The 20,085-nt window shown below is 31.9% G+C and carries 22 protein-coding genes; 8 read left to right on the plus strand and 14 right to left on the minus strand.

Translation table 11 applies throughout. The annotated features are described in order from the left end of the window. Positions 1-40 precede the first annotated feature (40 nt). Positions 41-790 carry an N-acetylglucosaminyldiphosphoundecaprenol N-acetyl-beta-D-mannosaminyltransferase TarA gene (gene tarA, locus KA845_RS04630; RefSeq protein ID WP_021459178.1) on the minus strand — a complete coding sequence of 250 codons (750 nt, stop codon included), beginning with the start codon at positions 788-790 and terminating at the stop codon, positions 41-43. Positions 791-997: 207 nt separating this feature from the next. Between tarA and KA845_RS04635 the strand changes: the two genes are divergently transcribed. After that, entirely contained in the window at positions 998-1,747 is a 750-nt protein-coding gene (locus KA845_RS04635) for a M50 family metallopeptidase (RefSeq protein WP_204176593.1), read from the plus strand. A 47-nt stretch (positions 1,748-1,794) separates the two neighbouring features. On the opposite strand, the gene KA845_RS04640 is transcribed toward KA845_RS04635, so the two are convergent. Next, entirely contained in the window at positions 1,795-2,436 is a 642-nt protein-coding gene (locus tag KA845_RS04640; protein ID WP_021459180.1) for a metal-dependent transcriptional regulator, read from the minus strand. Positions 2,437-2,556: 120 nt separating this feature from the next. Here KA845_RS04640 and KA845_RS04645 point away from each other — a divergent pair, with 120 nt between their 5' ends. Genes KA845_RS04645 through mntC form a run of 3 tightly spaced genes read left to right on the plus strand, consistent with a single transcriptional unit; the run spans position 2,557 to position 5,066 of the window. Further along, positions 2,557-3,297 (plus strand): metal ABC transporter ATP-binding protein, encoded by a 741-nt coding sequence (locus KA845_RS04645; RefSeq protein ID WP_002508976.1) that lies wholly within the window; start codon positions 2,557-2,559, stop codon positions 3,295-3,297. Positions 3,298-3,300: 3 nt separating this feature from the next. Continuing rightward, positions 3,301-4,137: a metal ABC transporter permease gene (locus KA845_RS04650; protein WP_002508977.1), complete on the plus strand. Its 837-nt coding sequence runs from the start codon at positions 3,301-3,303 to the stop codon at positions 4,135-4,137. Beyond that, positions 4,134-5,066, plus strand: coding sequence for a manganese ABC transporter substrate-binding lipoprotein MntC (mntC, locus tag KA845_RS04655; protein WP_021459182.1), 933 nt, complete (start codon positions 4,134-4,136; stop codon positions 5,064-5,066). The genes KA845_RS04650 and mntC overlap by 4 nt, the downstream gene beginning before the upstream one ends. 364 nt (positions 5,067-5,430) lie before the next feature. Here mntC and KA845_RS04660 read toward each other — a convergent pair whose 3' ends face one another. The 9 genes from KA845_RS04660 to KA845_RS04700 all read right to left on the minus strand — a co-directional run bounded on the left by KA845_RS04660 (position 5,431) and on the right by KA845_RS04700 (position 14,743). After that, on the minus strand, positions 5,431-7,479 hold the full coding sequence (locus KA845_RS04660) for a cation:proton antiporter (RefSeq protein ID WP_103388032.1): 2,049 nt from the start codon (positions 7,477-7,479) through the stop codon (positions 5,431-5,433). 843 nt (positions 7,480-8,322) lie between these two features. After that, on the minus strand, positions 8,323-8,769 hold the full coding sequence (locus tag KA845_RS04665) for a Na+/H+ antiporter subunit G (RefSeq protein ID WP_002508980.1): 447 nt from the start codon (positions 8,767-8,769) through the stop codon (positions 8,323-8,325). After that, the gene (gene mnhF2, locus KA845_RS04670; RefSeq protein ID WP_002508981.1) at positions 8,744-9,046 is read right to left on the minus strand and encodes a Na+/H+ antiporter Mnh2 subunit F; all 303 of its coding nucleotides are present in this window, start codon (positions 9,044-9,046) and stop codon (positions 8,744-8,746) included. Before mnhF2 ends, KA845_RS04665 begins: the two co-directional genes overlap by 26 nt. Further along, entirely contained in the window at positions 9,043-9,525 is a 483-nt protein-coding gene (gene mnhE2, locus KA845_RS04675) for a Na+/H+ antiporter Mnh2 subunit E (protein WP_021459184.1), read from the minus strand. The genes mnhF2 and mnhE2 overlap by 4 nt, the downstream gene beginning before the upstream one ends. Before the next feature lie 3 nt (positions 9,526-9,528). After that, a complete protein-coding gene (gene mnhD2 / locus KA845_RS04680; RefSeq protein ID WP_245338049.1) occupies positions 9,529-11,028 on the minus strand; it encodes a Na+/H+ antiporter Mnh2 subunit D in 1,500 nt (499 codons plus the stop codon). Then, positions 11,021-11,368 (minus strand): Na+/H+ antiporter Mnh2 subunit C, encoded by a 348-nt coding sequence (gene mnhC2 / locus KA845_RS04685; RefSeq protein ID WP_002508984.1) that lies wholly within the window; start codon positions 11,366-11,368, stop codon positions 11,021-11,023. Before mnhC2 ends, mnhD2 begins: the two co-directional genes overlap by 8 nt. After that, positions 11,365-11,790, minus strand: coding sequence for a Na+/H+ antiporter Mnh2 subunit B (gene mnhB2 / locus KA845_RS04690; protein ID WP_002508985.1), 426 nt, complete (start codon positions 11,788-11,790; stop codon positions 11,365-11,367). The genes mnhC2 and mnhB2 overlap by 4 nt, the downstream gene beginning before the upstream one ends. After that, on the minus strand, positions 11,777-14,173 hold the full coding sequence (locus KA845_RS04695; protein WP_210127807.1) for a DUF4040 family protein: 2,397 nt from the start codon (positions 14,171-14,173) through the stop codon (positions 11,777-11,779). The genes mnhB2 and KA845_RS04695 overlap by 14 nt, the downstream gene beginning before the upstream one ends. A gap of 18 nt (positions 14,174-14,191) precedes the next feature. Beyond that, on the minus strand, positions 14,192-14,743 hold the full coding sequence (locus KA845_RS04700) for a tyrosine-type recombinase/integrase (RefSeq protein ID WP_103388030.1): 552 nt from the start codon (positions 14,741-14,743) through the stop codon (positions 14,192-14,194). Between the two features lie 148 nt (positions 14,744-14,891). On the opposite strand from KA845_RS04700, the gene sroA reads away from it, so the two are divergent. Beyond that, positions 14,892-15,098 carry a sigS mRNA-stabilizing protein SroA gene (gene sroA / locus KA845_RS04705; protein ID WP_021459188.1) on the plus strand — a complete coding sequence of 69 codons (207 nt, stop codon included), beginning with the start codon at positions 14,892-14,894 and terminating at the stop codon, positions 15,096-15,098. Positions 15,099-15,110: 12 nt separating this feature from the next. Beyond that, positions 15,111-15,344: a DUF2922 domain-containing protein gene (locus KA845_RS04710; protein ID WP_002508988.1), complete on the plus strand. Its 234-nt coding sequence runs from the start codon at positions 15,111-15,113 to the stop codon at positions 15,342-15,344. Positions 15,345-15,497: 153 nt separating this feature from the next. On the opposite strand, the gene KA845_RS04715 is transcribed toward KA845_RS04710, so the two are convergent. Then, positions 15,498-15,731 carry a hypothetical protein gene (locus tag KA845_RS04715; RefSeq protein ID WP_002508989.1) on the minus strand — a complete coding sequence of 78 codons (234 nt, stop codon included), beginning with the start codon at positions 15,729-15,731 and terminating at the stop codon, positions 15,498-15,500. A gap of 178 nt (positions 15,732-15,909) precedes the next feature. On the opposite strand from KA845_RS04715, the gene KA845_RS04720 reads away from it, so the two are divergent. Next, positions 15,910-16,839, plus strand: coding sequence for a DMT family transporter (locus KA845_RS04720; protein ID WP_031266615.1), 930 nt, complete (start codon positions 15,910-15,912; stop codon positions 16,837-16,839). Positions 16,840-17,696: 857 nt separating this feature from the next. Next, entirely contained in the window at positions 17,697-18,071 is a 375-nt protein-coding gene (gene sarA, locus KA845_RS04725) for a global transcriptional regulator SarA (protein WP_002510805.1), read from the plus strand. A gap of 146 nt (positions 18,072-18,217) precedes the next feature. On the opposite strand, the gene KA845_RS04730 is transcribed toward sarA, so the two are convergent. Continuing rightward, a complete protein-coding gene (locus KA845_RS04730) occupies positions 18,218-19,012 on the minus strand; it encodes an alpha/beta fold hydrolase (RefSeq protein ID WP_002510804.1) in 795 nt (264 codons plus the stop codon). Between the two features lie 254 nt (positions 19,013-19,266). Then, entirely contained in the window at positions 19,267-19,977 is a 711-nt protein-coding gene (locus KA845_RS04735) for a hypothetical protein (RefSeq protein WP_103388029.1), read from the minus strand. Between the last annotated feature and the right edge of the window lie 108 nt (positions 19,978-20,085).

Here is a 20,085-nt window from a genome sequence, read left to right on the forward strand (position 1 = left end):
CGATTACGATGCCACAAAATTCAAGACATCGTAATCGTTTTTAATGTTTATGTCGCATTTGTTTCATAACTTTCCATAAAAATCTAGGAATACTTTGCATTCTTCCTAACCGTTTCCAATCAATTATTAAACGATAGACCCACTCTAAATTAATGGTTCTAATAAATTTAGGTGCTCGTTTTTTGACTCCACTAAATACTTCTAATGAGCCACCTACGCCCATCATCACTGTATGTTCAAAGTTATGTCGATGCTGCTCTATCCACATTTCTTGTTTAGGATAACCCATCCCCACAAAAATATAATCTGGCTTAAAGTCTTTTATTTCTTGAGCAATGTGCGCATCTTGTAGATCGATATATCCGTGATGATGATCAAAAATTATATTTGGATATTGCTGTTTTAACTGTTCTTGTGCTTTTACTACTACTACTTCTTTGGCTCCTAATAAATACACCCGTTGATGATTAGAATGCGCTATTTTTAAACATGATTCCATCAATTCAATACCTGGTACACGAGCTTTTAATGGCGTTCTTAAAATTTTGGAAGCTTTGACCACGCCTGTACCATCTGCAACGGTATAATTAGCGCTGTTAATCAATGTTCGATAAAATGTATTAGTTGTAGCATAATCTACGATTTCTGGATTTGCAGTCACAATAAACAGTGTCTCTTGTTGCCCGTCTTCAAAAAATTGTTTTACATTTGTTACCATATCGTCCATTGTGACATTATTAAAATGTACAGATAAAACATCTACTTTATCTGTTTCGTCTCTTTTCACCATTAACTATTAACTCCTATCTACTCACTGTCGATTTCATACAATATTAACAGTCATTTTATCATAATACGCAGTAATGAGATAATACTTTCTGTAATATGCTATTCCCCTAATTCTTTCCTACATCAAAAGTCCAAATGCGCTAATTGTTTATATCGTTTATAATAGATTAAAGTTCATATTCATCACCATTACAAAAGAGGTATTTGCATGTCCTATATACAATCATTTTTAAGTTCATCCATTCAATTACATATTAGTTGGATTTTAATATTAGCAGTGCTTTACATTGTGATTCATCAGTATAGGCACAAGCCACTTAATCGTATAATTGATATTTATTTAAATTATATTCCAGTATTAACACATGAATTTGGCCATATTTTATTTAATAAAATTAGCGGAGGCAAAGCTAGAGATTTAGTTATTGTCGCTAAACCTTCAGAACGTGACCAAACATCACAACAAGGTTATGCTATTACACAATCTAGTAGTCGTTTGAGCCAAATCATTACCACATTAGGTGGTTATATCATGCCACCTTTAATGCTCTTTTTAGGATATTTAGCTGTCACTGCCAACTATCCCAGCATCTTTATTGCTGTGTATTTATTTATATTTTGCTATTTTGTCATATTAACATCTCGTAAATTACTCCCAATTATTATACTTTTGATGTTAATTGTATTGCTTTATGGTATATTTCAAAGCAATGATCAGGAGCTCATCTTTTATTTCGTTTCTATAAGTTACCACTTCATCCTTGGAATGTTGCTCGGTGAAGTGCTCCAATCAAGCTGGACAATCTTTAAACTGACGTTTTTCAACCGTGATGTTGAATGGGATGGTACAACATTAAACGAATTAACTCGCTGCCCCACATTCTTTTTTAGTACACTGTGGATTGCGATTAATTTATATACTGTGTATAAACTTTTCACTGTAGTTATTTCATTTTAAATATATATGCAAAAAGCGATGGTTAATATAAACCATCGCTTTTTATATTATTCTACGTAAATATGCGCTGCATTATCATAACTCAAAATTGTAACCGTCTCGCCTTTTTGAATCATTACTACTCTATTTGTATCATCTTTATCGACGATAAGTACTTCATCACCAATTGAGATGGCTTTACTAGACAAATAAACCAATAATTCTGTTCTGTCCCTTACTCTTTTAACATTAACATAATCTCCAGCACTAAATTGTAATAAATCGGTTGTATATAGTTCCTTATATTGATTATTACGTGGTATAACGCCGCCATGAGGACATGTAGTTGGATAATCTAATAACTTATCTAACCGCTCTACAAATAGATGTGAGACTCTGTGTTCTAATACTTCCGCTTCCTGATGCACTTCTTCCCAATCATAATGCAATATTTGAATTAAAAATAATTCAAGTAAACGATGTCGTTTAATAATATCTAAAGTGTGTGCCAAACCTTTCTGCGTTAACATCACACCTTTATATGGTTTTGTTGCTACCAATTCTGTTTGTTCTAATCTATTTATCATTTCACTTACTGATGGTGGCTTTATATTTAAATACTGCGATAACTTTTTGTTTGATACAAAAGTAGTATCGCCTTTATGCGTTAAAATGGCCTTCAAGTAGTCCTCTTTCTCTTCTGTCAGCATACTTTCACCTCTCACAATCATTGTCTTTATTGTATCACGAAAATTCTTGACACGCTAAAAGTTCGTAGTATATTATAAAATAAATTAGGTCAACCTAAAAATATTTTTAGAAGGTGAATTATGTTAGAAATAAAAAACTTAAATTTGCATTTAGGGAAGAAACATGTGCTCAAAGATATTAATTTAACATTACCTATCCAAGGTGAAATTATAGGAATTATGGGACCTAATGGTGCAGGAAAGTCATCTTTATTTAAATCGCTTATTGGAGAATTCAAAGCAACTGGAGAACAATTGTTAAATCAACAACCGCTCTCCTCAGTATTAAAATCAATTACGTATATTCCTCAAAAAGCTCATATTGATTTAGATTTTCCTATCGGTGTAGAAGCTGTTATATTATCAGGCTCATATGGTAATATCGGATGGTTTAAACCCGTAACTAAAAAAGTAAAATCACGACTCGAGTCTTTATTAACAACATTAGAATTAAATGATTTGCGTCATCGTCAAATTTCCGAATTAAGCGGAGGTCAATTGCAACGTGTACTTGTGGCACGTGCTTTAATGCACAGTAATCAGGTCTATATGTTAGATGAACCTTTCGTAGGCATAGATTTTCATAGTGAACAGTTAATTTTCAATTTATTACAGCACCTAAAAAGTGAAAACAAATTAATCTTAATTGTTCATCACGACTTATCTAAAGCCACTCAATATTTCGATCGTATCATTTTACTTAATCGCACTATTCGCTTTTTTGGTGATAGCGATATAGCAATGCAACCTGAACAATTAAACCAGACATTTTTAAATGCAGAACCTTCTGCACTAATATCCGATGAAAAGAGTGTGCAGTAAAATATGTTAGATTTCATTGAACATTTATTCAGTTATCAATTTTTAAACCGTGCACTTATTATCTCTATAGTAGTAGGTATTGTATGTGGCACGGTAGGTAGTCTTATTGTATTACGCGGTCTTTCGTTAATGGGGGATGCTATGAGTCATGCAGTGTTACCTGGTGTAGCATTATCATTTGTACTCGGTATACCAATGTATATCGGTGCTTTAGTTACAGGGATGATTGCAAGTTTATTTATAGGATTTATTACGCAAAGCAGTAAAACTAAACCAGATGCTGCGATAGGTATTAGTTTTACGGCCTTTTTATCTACTGGGATTATCATTATTAGTTTGATTAATAGTGCAACAGATTTACACCATATTTTATTTGGCAACATTCTTGCCATTACAACTAATATTTTTTGGTCTACTATTATCGTCAGTGCTATAGTACTTTTACTTATTGTTATATTTTATCGACCTTTAATGATTTCAACATTTGATTCAACATTTAGCCGCATGAGTGGCTTGAACACTACATTAATTCATTATTTTGTAATGTTATTACTAGCTATGGTAACAATAGCCAGTATTCAAACTGTTGGTATTATTTTAGTCGTTGCATTATTGATAACACCTGCGAGTACTGCATTTTTAATAGCTAAGACCTTACCACAAATGATGGTAATTGCTAGTACTATTAGTATTATTTGTTCTGTCACTGGTATGTATTTTAGCTACATTTATAATATTCCAAGTGGCGCAACCATTGTTCTGTGTGCATTTATTATTTACATCATTGTATTCAGCGCACTAAAAATTAACACACGTATAAAGAAAGGACAATTAACATGAAAAAATTATTACCCATACTTTTAATATTAATGCTAGTCGTTGGTGCTTGCAGTAATAACAACAAATCTGCACAGTCAGAAAACAAGTCAAATGATAAATTAAAAGTTGTAACTACTAATTCAATAATTTATGATATAGCTCAAAATGTTGGCGGTAAGAATATAGACTTACATAGTATCGTTCCTATAGGCCAAGACCCTCATGAATACGAAGTAAAACCTAAAGATATTAAAGCATTAACAGATGCTGATATTGTATTTTATAATGGGTTAAATTTAGAATCGGGTAACGGGTGGTTTGAAAAAGCTTTAAAACAAGCGAATAAATCAATGGACGATAAAAATGTTGTAGCTGTTTCTAAAACAGTAAAGCCTATTTATTTAGAAGGTGCTAGTAAAAAAGAGGAGAACCAAGATCCTCATGCGTGGTTAAGTTTAGAAAATGGTATTAAATATGCCGAAGTTATTAAAGAGACGTTAACTAAAAATGTTAAAGACAATAAAGATGTAGAGAAACAAGGTTCAAATTATATTAGCAAGCTACAAACATTGAATAAAGAAAGTCATAACAAGTTTGATGATATTTCAAAAGACTCACGTGCATTTATTACAAGCGAAGGTGCTTTTAAATACTTTGCAAGACAGTACGATTTAAAACCAGGATACATTTGGGAAATAAATACTGAAAAGCAAGGTACACCAGAGCAGATGAAACAAGCCATTGAATTTGTTAAAAAACACAATCTAAAACACTTACTTGTTGAAACAAGTGTTGAACGTAAAAGCATGGATACGTTAAGTGAAGAAACTAAAAAAGATATTTATGGTGAAGTATTTACCGATTCTATTGGAGAAAAAGGAACTAAAGGAGATTCCTATTATAAAATGATGGAAGCTAATATCAACACAATTCATGGCAGTATGAAGTAATAATTATGATAATAACTAAGGCTATTCAACCTGTTAACTAGGTGAATAGTCCCATATCGTACGTGTCTCTCCTATACATGCTACACATCCACGTACGATATGGTGGTATTCAAGCCTTAGATCAAACTCTTACGCCATCAATGGTACATAATCCTCCTCCATTGATGGCTTTTTCTCTGTGTAAAAAAGTAAACGTAGCAATATAATGAAATTTCTATCCAGACAGCCCATATTGCTACGCTTACAAAACTGGCAGACCGCTAAACATTTATGATTCATTGTTTTAGTGATCTGCCAGTTTATTTTTATTTACTTTTCAGTTCGTACATTAAACTAAAGCAACTCTATCTATAGAGTAGTGTCACTAAGTTAAACTATCTACAATAACCATTTCATCATAGTTGATTGATTCTCGTATTTTTAACGCTGTTGTGTCACTAACATCTTCTTCTTCTATCAATTGATTTAAGATACGACGTTGTTCTTTCAATGCATCTAAACGAATTTTCGTTATCGAATTTTCGTTCTTAGGATTGAAAAAGTTACTTGGTGTTAAATTATCACGTCGTGCCAAATAACCATCACAAATCATCCCAACTTCTAATTTATTATCTTCAGTAGTTTCTTTACTTAAGCGACTCACTACTCGATAATGTACTGTACGCATAACATTGGAGATTTCTAACAAGTTATCTGCAATAGATAACGAAGAAGCTGCGTTTGTTTTCATACGTTTTTTAATACGTATTTTCAAAATATAAACTTTCACTTCAACTATTAAACGTTGCATTAATGAAGCTTGTTTATAAATTTGTGTTCGTTCAGCGTAACGCATATAGTTATCCAACACACTAGTAGTAATATCACCATTAACAACTAAATTATTTAAAGTATCGTTTTCAACCTCAAATGCAATTTTTTGCAGTCGCTGTAATTCTTTGATATTTTCATCTTCATTTTCCACAGTACGTAAAAATGCAAGTTTTTCATGGTATTCTTTAATTACCGTTCCATAATGAAAACTAGATTCTAAAGTTGAATTTTTATTTAATGACTCTATTACCTTTTCTAAAATAAAGATTCTTGCATGCTTATAGTTCATCCCTGTATCTTTAGGTTTCGGTGCAGATGTTGTAAATAATGGTAATAAGAATTGTGCTATTACTAAACTAATAATTACCATACCAGATGCAACAAATAGTAAATCATCCCTAAAAGCAAAAGAATGATGATTTGCCAACATATATGGCAAAGTTAAAGCAATAGCTAATGAGATAGTCCCATGTACACCACAAAGAGACATTATAAATGCATAGACCCCTCTTTTTGGTGGTGTTTCTGTGTTAGTTTGATTATTTTCATTATCCGACATCATTTTTTGGAAAGGACTCACTGGTAAATAAAAGTAAGGGTATAAAACGAACACCCATAAAAATCTAAAGACATAAATCGCTAGTGCTATTAAAACAGTAACAATAATTAAAAATAATAAATTATGCGGTTCATTTTCTATAATACGACCTACCACTTCAGGAATTAAATAACCTAAAATAGCAAACACAAAGCCATTCAATGCATAGCCGATAATATTCCACGTATGGTTATAACTCATTTGCAAACGTGTACGTGCTTGTGAGATACGATCTCTTTCAAAGCCATGAACCAAACCAGCTACAACCGCGGCAATAATACCTGAAGCATGGAACATTTCTGCTATAAGATATGTGACAAACGGTGTTAATAATTGAATAAAAGTAAACATGTTAACATTTTCAATGCCTCGTCGTGTTAAAGATACTCTTGCTCGTACTAAAACCACACCGATAATAAGCCCTACGATAAATCCTCCGATAGATGATATTAAAAACTGTTCTATCGCGTTAGCCACTGAAAAAGTTCCAGTAATAAGAGCTGCTACAGCAATTTTAAAAGATATGATACCAGCTGCATCATTTAAAAGTGATTCACCTTCTAAAATTGTCATAGAACCTTTAGGTAATACTTTCCCTTTCGTTATAGCTTGCACAGCTACTGCATCGGTAGGACATAAAATGGCTGCTAAAGCAAACGCTGCTGCCATTGGTAACTCAGGCCATATCCAATGAACAAACAGACCTACTACTATAACTGTTGTCACTACTAAACCCAATGCCATCATTAAAACTGGCTTAATATACCTTCTTAAATGTACGCGAGATACTTGTACACCTTCTACAAATAATAATGGAGCAATTAATGCAACCATAAAAAGTTCTGAATCAAAATTAAAGTCTACAGGTACAGGTGTAATATATAACAACATACCTAAAATTATTTGAATGAAGGCCAAAGGAACTTTTGATAAAAATATATGTACAAATGAACTTAAAATGACGACTACTATAAAAATAAGCAGTGTCTCAAATATTTGCATAGTTTCACCTCTCATCGTTTGAACTTTACTATTATAATTGCTGAGGTTGAAACAAATAACGCATAATATACATGTCACACAAGCGCTTACGCTATCATCTCATTTTAAATGCTACAATGAGCAAACGTTGCCCATCGATTATTAATTCACACAATTACAAATATATATTATTTTATCATTTTTTTAGGGAATGGAACAGAAATCGAATTTTATTAATAAGATTCCTCTCCCCACAGCGACAAGGATGACTGGTATAAAAAACATGAGTTAAGGTACATTACAGTTCAGTTAGCTACTGGCAATATAAAATGAAGATGACGATTTAGTTATTCCCTTTCCTCTTGTTATAGAACGTAGACAAAAACCAAGGTGATAGTTCATCTAAAACTTTCATATATTATTGGCAGTGATTTGGGCCAACTCCTGCGGGAATAGCAAGAGCCGAAGACTACAGGCTGAGGCAGTTCCCGCGGAAAGCGAGCACAAAAAACTGCAAAAAAAGTTGGAAGCTTTGTCAATAGCCTATTGTCTTATTGGCAGTAAACATACCTTAAATATTAGTTATCCTAAAGACTTTTCTACAATATTGGCAGTGCTTTGGGCTGACTCCTGCGGGAATAGCACTCGCCGAAGACTACAGGCTGAGGCAGTGCCCGCGGAAAGCGAGCACAAAAATTGCCAAAAATACTGTACTTTGTCGACAGTCTGGATACCACGATTCATCAATAACTTCTCAACATCTCAGCACATTATTTAACCTAAATATTTAATAAAAAAAGTGCATCTTATTCCGCCTACCTTGTCAGCACAGGAGGAAAAGATACACATCTTCATATAACAAAATTAATATTCGTCTTCTTCATAGGCTTTTTTACGTAATTGTTCACGCTCTTTAGCACGCTTTTTCAGCTGTTCAAAATTATTTTGATCATCATTTGAACTTAACAATATGTTCGTTTGTCTCATACCATCTTTTTTACGATACATATAAGCCCCCGTACGATATGCAGCTCGTGAAATTAAATGTCCTCCAACAGGAGAAGTTAAATTAATAAATACCAAGGCTAAAATCATACGTACACTTAAATATCCTTGCGCAGAGATGAAATAAATAATAACTCCGACTAACGTCAATAACACTGACAAAGTAGAACTTTTAGTAGCCGCATGACTACGTAAAAAGACATCCTGAAATTTGATTAAGCCAATGGCACTAATAAGTGCAATAACACTTCCTAAAAACATGATAATGGCAGCACATAAATTAACGATTTCGCTTGTTGTTTGCATTAAATACGTGCCCCCCTTCAATAAATCTAGAAATAGAGACTGTACTTACAAATGAGATAATGGCAATTAATAATATAGAATCTAAGAATGAAAACGTACCATAAATAACGCTTAAACCACCTACTATAGACATGAGTATTGCACTGGCAGCATCAAATGCAACAACTCGATCAGCAGTGGTAGGTCCCTTGATTAATCTAAACAAAGTGAGCAGTAACGCGATCCCAAAGACAATAATGGAACTTGTAATGAAAAAATTGGTTAGTGAATCAATCATTCTGCCACCTCCAATATTAGACCTTCATATTGTCTAATACTTTTTAATAACTTTTGACGTTCTTTGTCTGACACATCAATTGCATGAATAAAGAATTTTTGTTTTTCTTTTGAAATACGAATAACAGTAGAGCCAGGTGTAATAATGATAAGTATTGTTAAAAATGATACTTCCCAATCACTATCTAAAGTCGTTTCATACGTAACAAGACCTGGATTCATATCTTTTGTTTTAAACAAAATATAATTAATGTTGGTCATACTTGATGTAATCAATTGATATAAATACACAAATAAAAATTTAATAGCCACCCAAACTTTTTTCAAGTAAAACTGTTGGCCAAAAAAGCGATGTAATATATAAATAACAATTAGACCAATTAAATATCCTGCGAAGAAGGTAGAAATATTAAAAGCGTCTTCATCTTGAAATAAAACCCATAAAAACGCAATGACAACATTTAACACTACTTGTCTCATAGATTATTTCTCCTCCTTCAGCAAATGTGGATTAACTGCTTTTTCATATGCTTGATCATCCATATTTAAATGTGTCGCATTTTCTGTCACTTTAAATAAAATAGGTGCTGCTAAACCAATAGCAATGACCACAGCGACAAGCATCCCTATTAAACTTTTACGATAGAATGGAATACGTTTAAACAATACTTGTTCACCTTTTTCACTACTTCCTAAATACATTGTAAAGTATATTCTGAATAAGCTAAACATCGCTATTAAACTTGTAATGATCATTAACGTTAAACCGATATAATTACCATTTTCTACAGCACCTTGGAAAATTAATAATTTCCCAGGAAATCCACTAAAAGGTGGCACGCCTCCGATAGCTAGAATTAATACAATAAAAGCGACACCAAAAAATGGCTCTTGTTTAGCTAAACCAGATAAATATTGGTAGTTTCTATGTCCAGTTATATATACTAAACTTCCTATAATAAAGAAGAGTAAAGTTTTCACAACAATATCATTTGTTAAGTAAAATATGGCGCCATTCACACCCGCAAAAGTATGTGTACCCAAACCTAATATGATAAATCCAATCGATAAAATAACTTGATAGGCAGCAATTTTTTTAATATCTTTATAAGCCATTACTCCAAATGCTCCAATAAGCATAGTAACACAAGCTAAAAAGACCATTAATGAATGCTTTACATCATCTTGTTCATTAAATATTAAAGTAAAGAAACGAATCAATGCATAAGCGCCAACTTTAGTCATTAATGCAGCAAATAATGCTGCTAATTCAGTATTTAATACCGCATAAGCTTTTGGCAACCACATAAAGAGGACTAATGCTGCTTTAGAACCAAATGCCACTAAAAAGACCATCGAAATTATGACTACGGCACGTTGATCTTGAACTTCACCAATACGTTGCGCAACATGTGCAAAGTTAAGTGTTCCAGTTAGCTTATACAATAACCCTATACCTAACAGTAACATCCACGATCCGACAATGTTCAGCACGACATAGATAATTGCCGCTCGTAGTTGTTCTACCGACTGTCCTAATGTAATTAATACGAATGAAGACAATAACATTACTTCAAACATGACATAGATGTTGAATAAATCAGCAGTTAAAAATGAGCCAATAACGCCTACAGTTAAGAATAAAATAAAACTGGGAAGATAGAAGCGTATCGCACGTTTTTCAGCTCTACCAAAGCCATAAGCAATTATTAATGTGACTACGAAACTTGATGTTGTAACCATTAATAAACTTAAAGAATCTCCGACAAACTGAATACCATACGGTGCTTGCCATCCACCAAAATCCAATTTGATAGGTTTCCCCTGCATTACATGTATTAGTAAGAATAACGAGACGAGTGTAGAGACCGCCATCGTACCTATCGCAAAAATTCGGGATAACAAACTATTATTACGAATGAAGACCAAGATTAAACCACAAAGTGCTGGAAGCAGTAATGGTAGTATTAATAAATTACTCATTATTTTCGTCATCTCCTCTCAGCACATCAATTTCATCTTCTTTAGTAACTCGGAAGGTTCTGTATACAAGTACAAGCAAGAATGCTGTCATCGCAAAGCCAATGACAATAGCCGTTAAGACAATCGCTTGTAACAAAGGGTCAACAAAATTTTGGTTAGCAGTTCCAATTAATGGTTCAGTCTTGTTTTTACCATAACTACCCATACTCATAATGATTAAATTACCAGCATGCGTATAAATAGAAATACCAATAACGATACGTATTAAATTGACTGATAAAATCATATACGTTCCTATAAATATTAAGAAGCCAATTACTAATAATAAAATTAAATTCATGAGCGACCACCACTAATTGACAGCATTACGGTAACAATGACTCCCACAACTGAGAGTACTATTCCCGCTTCAAACAATGTCACAGTTGTTAAATGCAATTCACCCATTAATGGTACATTGACGTATGCATCTGTTTGGTAAAGGAACGGTTTACCAAAAAACATAGGTACAATTGCTGTTACCATTGATAATAATGAGCCGACAATAATCATTATTTTAAAATCAACAGGCAGGGAGACTAATACTTGTTTCACATCGAAGGCTAGAAACATTAGTAAAAATGCTGAACTAAGAACCAGTCCTCCAATAAAGCCACCACCTGGATTATTATGTCCCGCTAAAAACAGATAAAATCCAAATGTTAAAAGAATAAAGACCACAATTTTAGTTATTGTGCGTAAGACAACATCATTCTCTTTCATCTTGCCCCCTCCGATCTTTAAATTTTAATAATGTGTAGATACCTAAGCCGACAATAATCAATACCATACCTTCAAATAACGTATCAAATGCTCTGAAATCTCCTAATATAGAATTAACTATATTTTTTCCGCCAGATAATTCATAAGCATTGTGATAGAACGTTGATATCGTTGATATTGATGTGCCATGTTGTGCGATAAAGACTAATATTACTACTGTTATGGCCATGATTAGTGATACGACTATTTTCATTAATTCACGTTTTTTATGTACTTTTGCTCTAGGTACGTTTGGTAAACGTGAAAAGCTGACAATAAAGAGTATCGTTGTTATCGTTTCTACCACTAATTGCGTTAATGCTAAATCTGGTGCTTTCATTAAAATGAAGAATATTGTAACACAATACCCTATAATTCCATTCAGAATAACCATTGTTAGACGTTGTCTGATAAACACTAAAGCAATTCCCAACACATAAACAACAATCAACGTAACAACTTCTAGCGGTCCAAATTCCCCTACTTTTACTTGATGTACTTCAGGGAAGCCAACACGAATAATGGCATACAAGACAAGTACCGCAAAGATAATAAGTGTCATAATAATGTATTGATTTAAACGGTTATTCATTAGTACACGTATACTATAACCTGAATAACGTTCAAATTGTTTATAAGAATTGTCATAAAACTCTGTAATAGATTTCACTTTGAAATTACGTGCAAATTTAGTCCAATTTATTTTCAATCCTGCGATAATCCCCACTAATATGACAACAACACTTAGTATAAGTGGTAAATTCACGCCGTGCCATTGGGCAATATGCGGAGCAAATTGATCAACTTTTTCACCAATGGTAATACTTCTTAAAGCCGGTAAGACTAAATGGTCACCGAAAAGATTCGGGACAAAGAAAATAACAGGCAATAAGAGCGTCATTAGTAATGATGGTAATGTAAATTTCAATGGTTCATGTGGTTTAGCAACTTCTAGTTTCGCCTCACTATAATTGCCCCAAAAGACTTCCTTAATCATATAAACCACATAAATCATCGTAAATACACTTGCTAAGCCACCTAATAGATCAATAATTAAAGTTAATACTATATTAAACTGTGGCAATTCATGTGCGCTAAGCAAACCATCAAAAAACATCTCTTTACTTAAGAAACCATTTAAAAACGGAATGCCCGCCATAGATAATGCTGACAGCAACATGACAAAATGAACTTTCGGAAATACTTTGCGCATTCCTGATAATTGTCGAATATCACGTGTTCCTGTTTCATGGTCAATAATACCCACACCCATAAATAACGCACCTTTATACAATGCGTGATTTAATAAATGGAACAATGCAGCAAAAAGTAACATTGCATATTTAGCTGATAATTCATCTGATGTATGTTGAGCATAACCACCACCTAAACCTACCATCGACATAATCATACCGAGTTGGCTGATGGTTGAATAAGCTAATATTGCTTTTAAGTCATATTGTCTAAGTGCATTTATAGCCCCATAAATCATTGTAATTAACCCAACAAAAGTCACACTATAAATATAAAAATCACTAAGTCCAAGAACAGGTGTAAATCTAAAGAGTAAAAAGATACCTGCTTTCACCATTGTTGCCGAGTGCAAGTAGGCACTGACTGGTGTAGGTGCGGCCATCGCTTTCGGTAACCATACATGGAATGGAAATTGCGCTGACTTGGTAAAAGCACCTATTAACACTAGAATAATAATTGGGATAAACAATGGATGGTTAGCTATTTTATCACTTTGATCAAGAATATCTGTAATCGTATTTGTGCCAGTAATGCTGTAAATCATAACGAAGCCTACTAATAATGCCAAACCACCTAAGACTGTAATTACAAATGATTGTATAGCACCATACTGACTATCTTCTTTATCGTACCAATAAGAAATAAGTAAAAATGATGACACACTTGTTAATTCCCAGAACACATATAATAAAATTGTATTATTAGAAGTAACAACACCTATCATACTGAACATAAAAAGTAATAAGTATATATAAAAACGCGGTAAATGATCATGTTCTTTAGACAGATACTGTGTCGCATAATAGAAGACGGCTACTCCAATGCCTGAAATTAATATGCCAAAAAGTAAACTTAAACCGTCAAGTCTAAATGCCAAGTCAATATCTATAGCTTGCAACCAAGGTATATTGACCATCGTCATTTGTCCTTCCACTACTCGTGGAATTTGCCACAAAAAGTATACTAAAGCTAGAACTGGAGCTATTAAAGCTATTTGTCCTGCAAATCTACTTAATTTGACATGTGTCATTGTTAAAGACACAAGTATCGTAATAGCTAATATAATACATAATAGGTATATCAAATTCATCGACTTCCTCCTTTACATTTATAAATTTAACGCGATTGTCGTCTTACTTGCATTCCTTGAAATACCTATGAATTTCATCGTTTCATAAGTGGTCTGATGCCCTAAATATTTTTGAATAATAGAAATAGAGATTCCAGACTGATAGGCGTGATAAGCAAACGTCTTACGCAAAGTTGTTAATCCTATATGTAACATCCCCAACTCTTCTGCAGCAGCATGGATAATGCGATACGCTTGTTGTCTAGATAAACCTTTTTGAGTTCTATTGGATTGAAATAACAAGTCACCCGTATTTAACTGTTCCATAGTGATGTATTGTCGTAATTCGCGTTGTAATTCTTCTGGAATCATAATATTAATATTTGATGCATGTGATTCTACCCAAAATGATTTAATAGCTTTATTTTTATCCATCACGTCACACACGGTTAAATTTAATAATTCAGATAATCTAATACCTGTGTGTATTGCGAATTTAAATAATAAATAATCTCTATATGACTTTCGTTGCAACACTTCATACATCAATTTTATATCTCCAATATCTCTAATTGGGTCCACCTGGTTCATCTTCACACCTCTTAACTTTAAAATGTTTCTTATTCAATAATAAATGATAAATAAGTAACATAAAAGCATTTTACACAAATTTCTTAAAATTTTTATAGCCATTTGCTTTTATCACTTCGATATTTTTAATAGAAGGAGGTGTTAAGCAATGAATGGAATTAATCAATTAACAGTAACATTTTCTCGTAGCTTTGCTGGACCTGATGGGAAAGTGAAAAATTTCTCTCGTCGTTTTGCCAATATAAATCCACAGGCAACTACAGAACAAATCAAAGCCTTTAAAGTTGCGCTTGAAAATATGCTTGGAGAACAGTTTACTACTATAGAATTAAACAAAAGCGAAATCGTTCATTAAGGAGGCACCATAATGTCAAAAACATTAGAATTAGTATTTACAGATGTACTTAATAAAACGTTAAAACTACAAATTCCTAAAGTGGAACGTAAACTAACAGAAGTACAAGTCAAAGAAAACATGGAAAAAATAGTTGATTTGGATATTTTGAGAATTTCGAAAAGCCAACCTGTGAAAGTACATGCTGCCTATTTGATAGACAAAACAATTACTACAATTTTTGAAACGTTAGACGCTAAACACTAACCATTTTCTAGTAACTTTACATTATATGACTATCTAATTAGCACTATATATACACATAGTTGCTAACTGTCTAAAAAATAAAAATCGCCCCCTCAGCTTAAGTGCTTTAGGGGCGATGTCACTGTGACATTTTAATGTATATTTGACATCTAGTTAATTATTTAACGGACGAATTCTGACTGTATCACCAAAAAATATTTTTTTCTTGCCTAATTTTTTACATAATGCATATTGTTCATACACTTCTTCAACGCGTGCTAAATTTTTGTATGATCTTTTAGGGTTCAATACTTCAATAAATTGTTGTGGTCTTAGTTGTTGATTGCTCCCAGCACCAATAAAAAAAGTTTCTTCGTCTAACAGACGAATGATAGAAAGTTGCTTCAATTTAGTTAGTCACTCACTTTTAAATTCTAAAATCATTCACTTTTACAAACATATCTGCTATAACTCATGTATCAATATCATGAATTTTACATTTATATCGTATATACTCATCATATCATATAACAAAAGAATAAACTGACATTATCAATATCAAAATTTTAGAGAAAGCGTGATTATTTTGTTTTTATTATTTATTTTAGGGTTAGTTGCTGGTATGGTAGTACCTTTTCAAACTTCCATCAACTCACGATTGAGCATGTATACCCGTTCATCATTTTATGCTTCGACGATTTCATTCGCTACGGGAATGTTATTTTTAATTCTTATCAATATTATCGTTAATCCTCATGTCTTTACAGCTGATTTCTATGCAAACCAAAGCTTAAGCTATGTTTGGTTTGTCGGTGGTATAATAGGTGTTATTTTTTTAACAGGAAACTTACTCCTCTTACCTAGATTAGGTGCATCTTTAACGGTAGTAATGACTATTGCAGGTCAAATTATTATGGGAGTACTTATTGATACTTTTGGTTGGTTTGGCGCAAATCACGAACCTTTTACTGTAGTGAAATCATTAGGCATTATCATATTATTTATAGGGATATTGTTAATGAATTATACTCGTAAAACACAAGAACGCCGTGTAACACCCGTTTCTTTTTATCTTTGGCTAATTATTGGCTTTATCTTTGGTTTTGGCCCTCCGATACAAACTACAATTAATAGTAGTTTAGGACAACAATTACATTCTCCAGTAATGGCAGCCCTTGTTTCCTTTACTATCGGCACAATTTTATTATTTATCCTCACTTTGATATTTAATAAATCATTAAAAATAACAACTTATAACCCGACACAAGGCAAACTTAAACCGCTTTATTTTATTGGTGGTATTCTTGGTGTCGTATTTGTTACGACAAACATTATATTGATGCCACATCTTGGCGCTGCTGTTACTACCATAGTAGTTATGTTAGGCCAGATGATTATGGGCATTATTATCGATCATTTTGGTTTGTTTGGAACACCTACTAATAAAGTAACATTACGAAAAATTATCGGTATTATAGCATTGATGCTTGGTATTATCTTATTACGATTTTTCTAATCAGCAGTTACAATTTATAATTACATATAGCGACAGAGATTTAGTTACAGTTAATAATTATCATTTTTTGAACTTAAAACGTTAAAATATCTACTATATATTAATAATATTTCAATTACTCATTTAATTTACACAACATTGTAAAACATTTGTAATTAAAATAAAGTTGAATTTATTACTCATTGAGCGTAATATAACTTTGGTAGTATCAAATAAACAATTTAACAATAAATTTTAATTAACTATTGTTGGTGTTTGAATTGTTTTCATTTTCAATGATCAACTTGTAATTATAGAAAAGTGAAACACCTTGTTTTAGAATTAATTTTTTTAAAATACAACGACTTTAAATTAGTTTATAGTCAAATTAATTTTGATAAATTTAAAAGCAAATTATGCTAAAAATGTCTTTAATATATTTAAAACGGGTAAAATAGACTACGATGCATTTGTATTAATGTTAACCATTAATTAATGAAATATGCATTAAATACTTAGTAATATTACAAAGTAATCAAAAAATTCGCCAATCGGCCAATTTAAGTTTTAAATTATACTGTAATGGGAAAAATTAGTTTAGAGCAATAAAATATATTTAAATTTTTGCTTATAAACTAATTGAATTAATAAAATAAATCATTACGCCCACTCTTAAACAGTTTTTAGTTTACTTTCTATTTTTATTTAGTTATAATAAACTAAATAATTATGGTTTTAATATATTTTACACAAATAAATTTAGACTAAAATTATCATAATAAAGTAGGTTTAACTTTCGTTTTAGATAAAAGTTATACAAATTATAAAATTTAATTTGTATCATGATTGGGCTGGCAAAACAGGGAGGAATATAAAAGATGGCGATCACAAAAATAAATGATTGTTTCGAGTTATTGGCTATGGTGACATATGCAGACAAATTAAAAGGTATTATTAAAAAGGAATTCTCAGTGAGCTTTGAAGAATTCGCAGTACTTACTTACATCAGTGAGCATGAAAGTGAAGAGTACTATTTAAAAGATATAATTAATCATTTAAATTACAAACAACCGCAAGTGGTAAAAGCAGTTAAAAATTTATCACAAGAAGATTACTTCGATAAAAAACGTAATGAACACGATGAAAGAACTGTATTAATTTTAGTTAACAAAAAACAACGTGATAAAATTAATGAGTTATTAGAACGTGTTAATAAACGTATTAAAGAAGCTAATGACAATAAAGAAGTCTAAATCATTTTAATTTTATATTCATAAAAAGAATCTGCAACACCAAAGGTGCTGCAGATTCTTTTTAATGTATTTAATAATACAGTTTAAACGTTGACTTGTGCTTATTCATTTCCATGTGTAATTTACTCCCCTTAATATCTACATACTCACACTTTCACTGATTCCACAAACAAATTGAAGGCTGTTAAAAAATGTAATGGTTCCTCAATATGTGGAGCATGTCCAGATTCAGCGAATAATTTTACAGTGATATTAAGATTATTAGATGCGAAATTTTCCGTATAGTCATGATTAATGAGCGGATCATTTTTCCCGTTAATAATCAAGGTGGGTACTGTTGTCTCTCCCATAATTTCTTCATTATCTAAAGTTGGAAAAGTCATCATTGCTCGTGTAGCAGTTGCGCTGCATTCAGGTTTTTGTCGTGCATAAATTCTTTGCTTCTGTACCCACTTTTTGGCGCTCTCACGGGCAGTGTACATATACGGGAATAAAATAATCAAAGCTTCTTCCTTATCAAAACCAATTATTTCTTCTTCGTGTTCAAACATTAACTTATTGAGACCATGAATACCATTTGTATAGTCAAATGAAATTAACGTTAACGTGCGGACACAATTTTGATAGCGATCTGCAAAACCTTTAGCAATAATCGCGCCCATGTCATGACCAATCACATGGGCATCAAATAAATTTAATCGTTCCATTAAGATTTTTAAATCTTCAATATGATCATCTAATGTAAAAGTTGTTGGTTTTGATGAGTATCCATGACCAACTACATCATATGTGATTACTTTATAATTGTGTTTCAATTCATTTTTTAGATTACAAAATGCTGCCATATTCCCATCTAAGGCATGGATTAAAATTACAGGAATTCCTTGACCCTCAATTGTGTAAGCTATCTCGTTGTCATCATTAACTAATATTTTATTCATTTGGGTCACCTCCCCTTACAAGTAACATATACCCACTATGTAAAATGTTATTCCATTATGAACCCTATTAATTTCATAAAAATATCATATTGAGAACAAATTGTTTTCTTGATTTTTTTATATAATAAGAAAAGTGAAGCAACAATCATCTCCATCTGATTGCTACTTCACTTTGAAATCGAGCTATAAATTAATTGTAAGTTCCACGATAAACGTGATGTTTTGTTGCTGTTTTCAACGTACATTTTATAATGTTAATTTCTGGAAGAAATACGAATAGTGTAATAAATAATTACAATTAGTAATAAAATCCAAATAATGATAGATACAATTTGCGCAATACCAGGGTTCATAATCATAGCATCTACTGTTTTTTGACATAACAGCAAACCTATACCTGTAAACTCTAAACGTTTGAAATAAATTCCGGTAATACTAAAAATGATACCTACAAAGAAAATAAATTGATGTGCATAAATTGATACCGCAACGATACTAAAATTAACATTAAATGCATGGATAACAACTAATACTAATGATACTGCTGCAATGGCGAGACCGATATACATTTCTAATTTATTACTATACAAATAGTTTTTATGACTTATCCTAATATAAATCACAATTGAAATAGGTAAAATAACCAAACAATAAAAAATAGATAGTCCTGAAGCTGCTTGGAACGGTACATATTGTTTATCATATAAATAAGAAATTACGATAAAATTTAAAATGAAAAATACAATAGGATTTAACTGTAAAGTAAATAAATTACGTTGAATCGTCAATATAATTTCAGCTGGTGATTTTCCTCTATACTCAATATAATCTTGATTTTGTTCTTCAGATTTTCTAAAATCTTTTTTTAACTTTTCTTTTATGTCATCGATTAAATTAGGAGAAAGTCCTTTATGAGTAAAATAATCATTGATATTTTCTACTAATACTTTGTCATTGACTCTCATTATAGTCTCCTTTTCTCTTCTACTATTACAGTGCTTATTAAACATACCTTTATGCCAATTATCATATTAACTCAGCTATATGGTGTCCAGTGACGTATTAATAACATT

Source organism: Staphylococcus sp. GDX8P114P-2, assembly GCF_017892945.1.
Classification (GTDB): Bacteria; Bacillota; Bacilli; order Staphylococcales; family Staphylococcaceae; genus Staphylococcus; species Staphylococcus arlettae.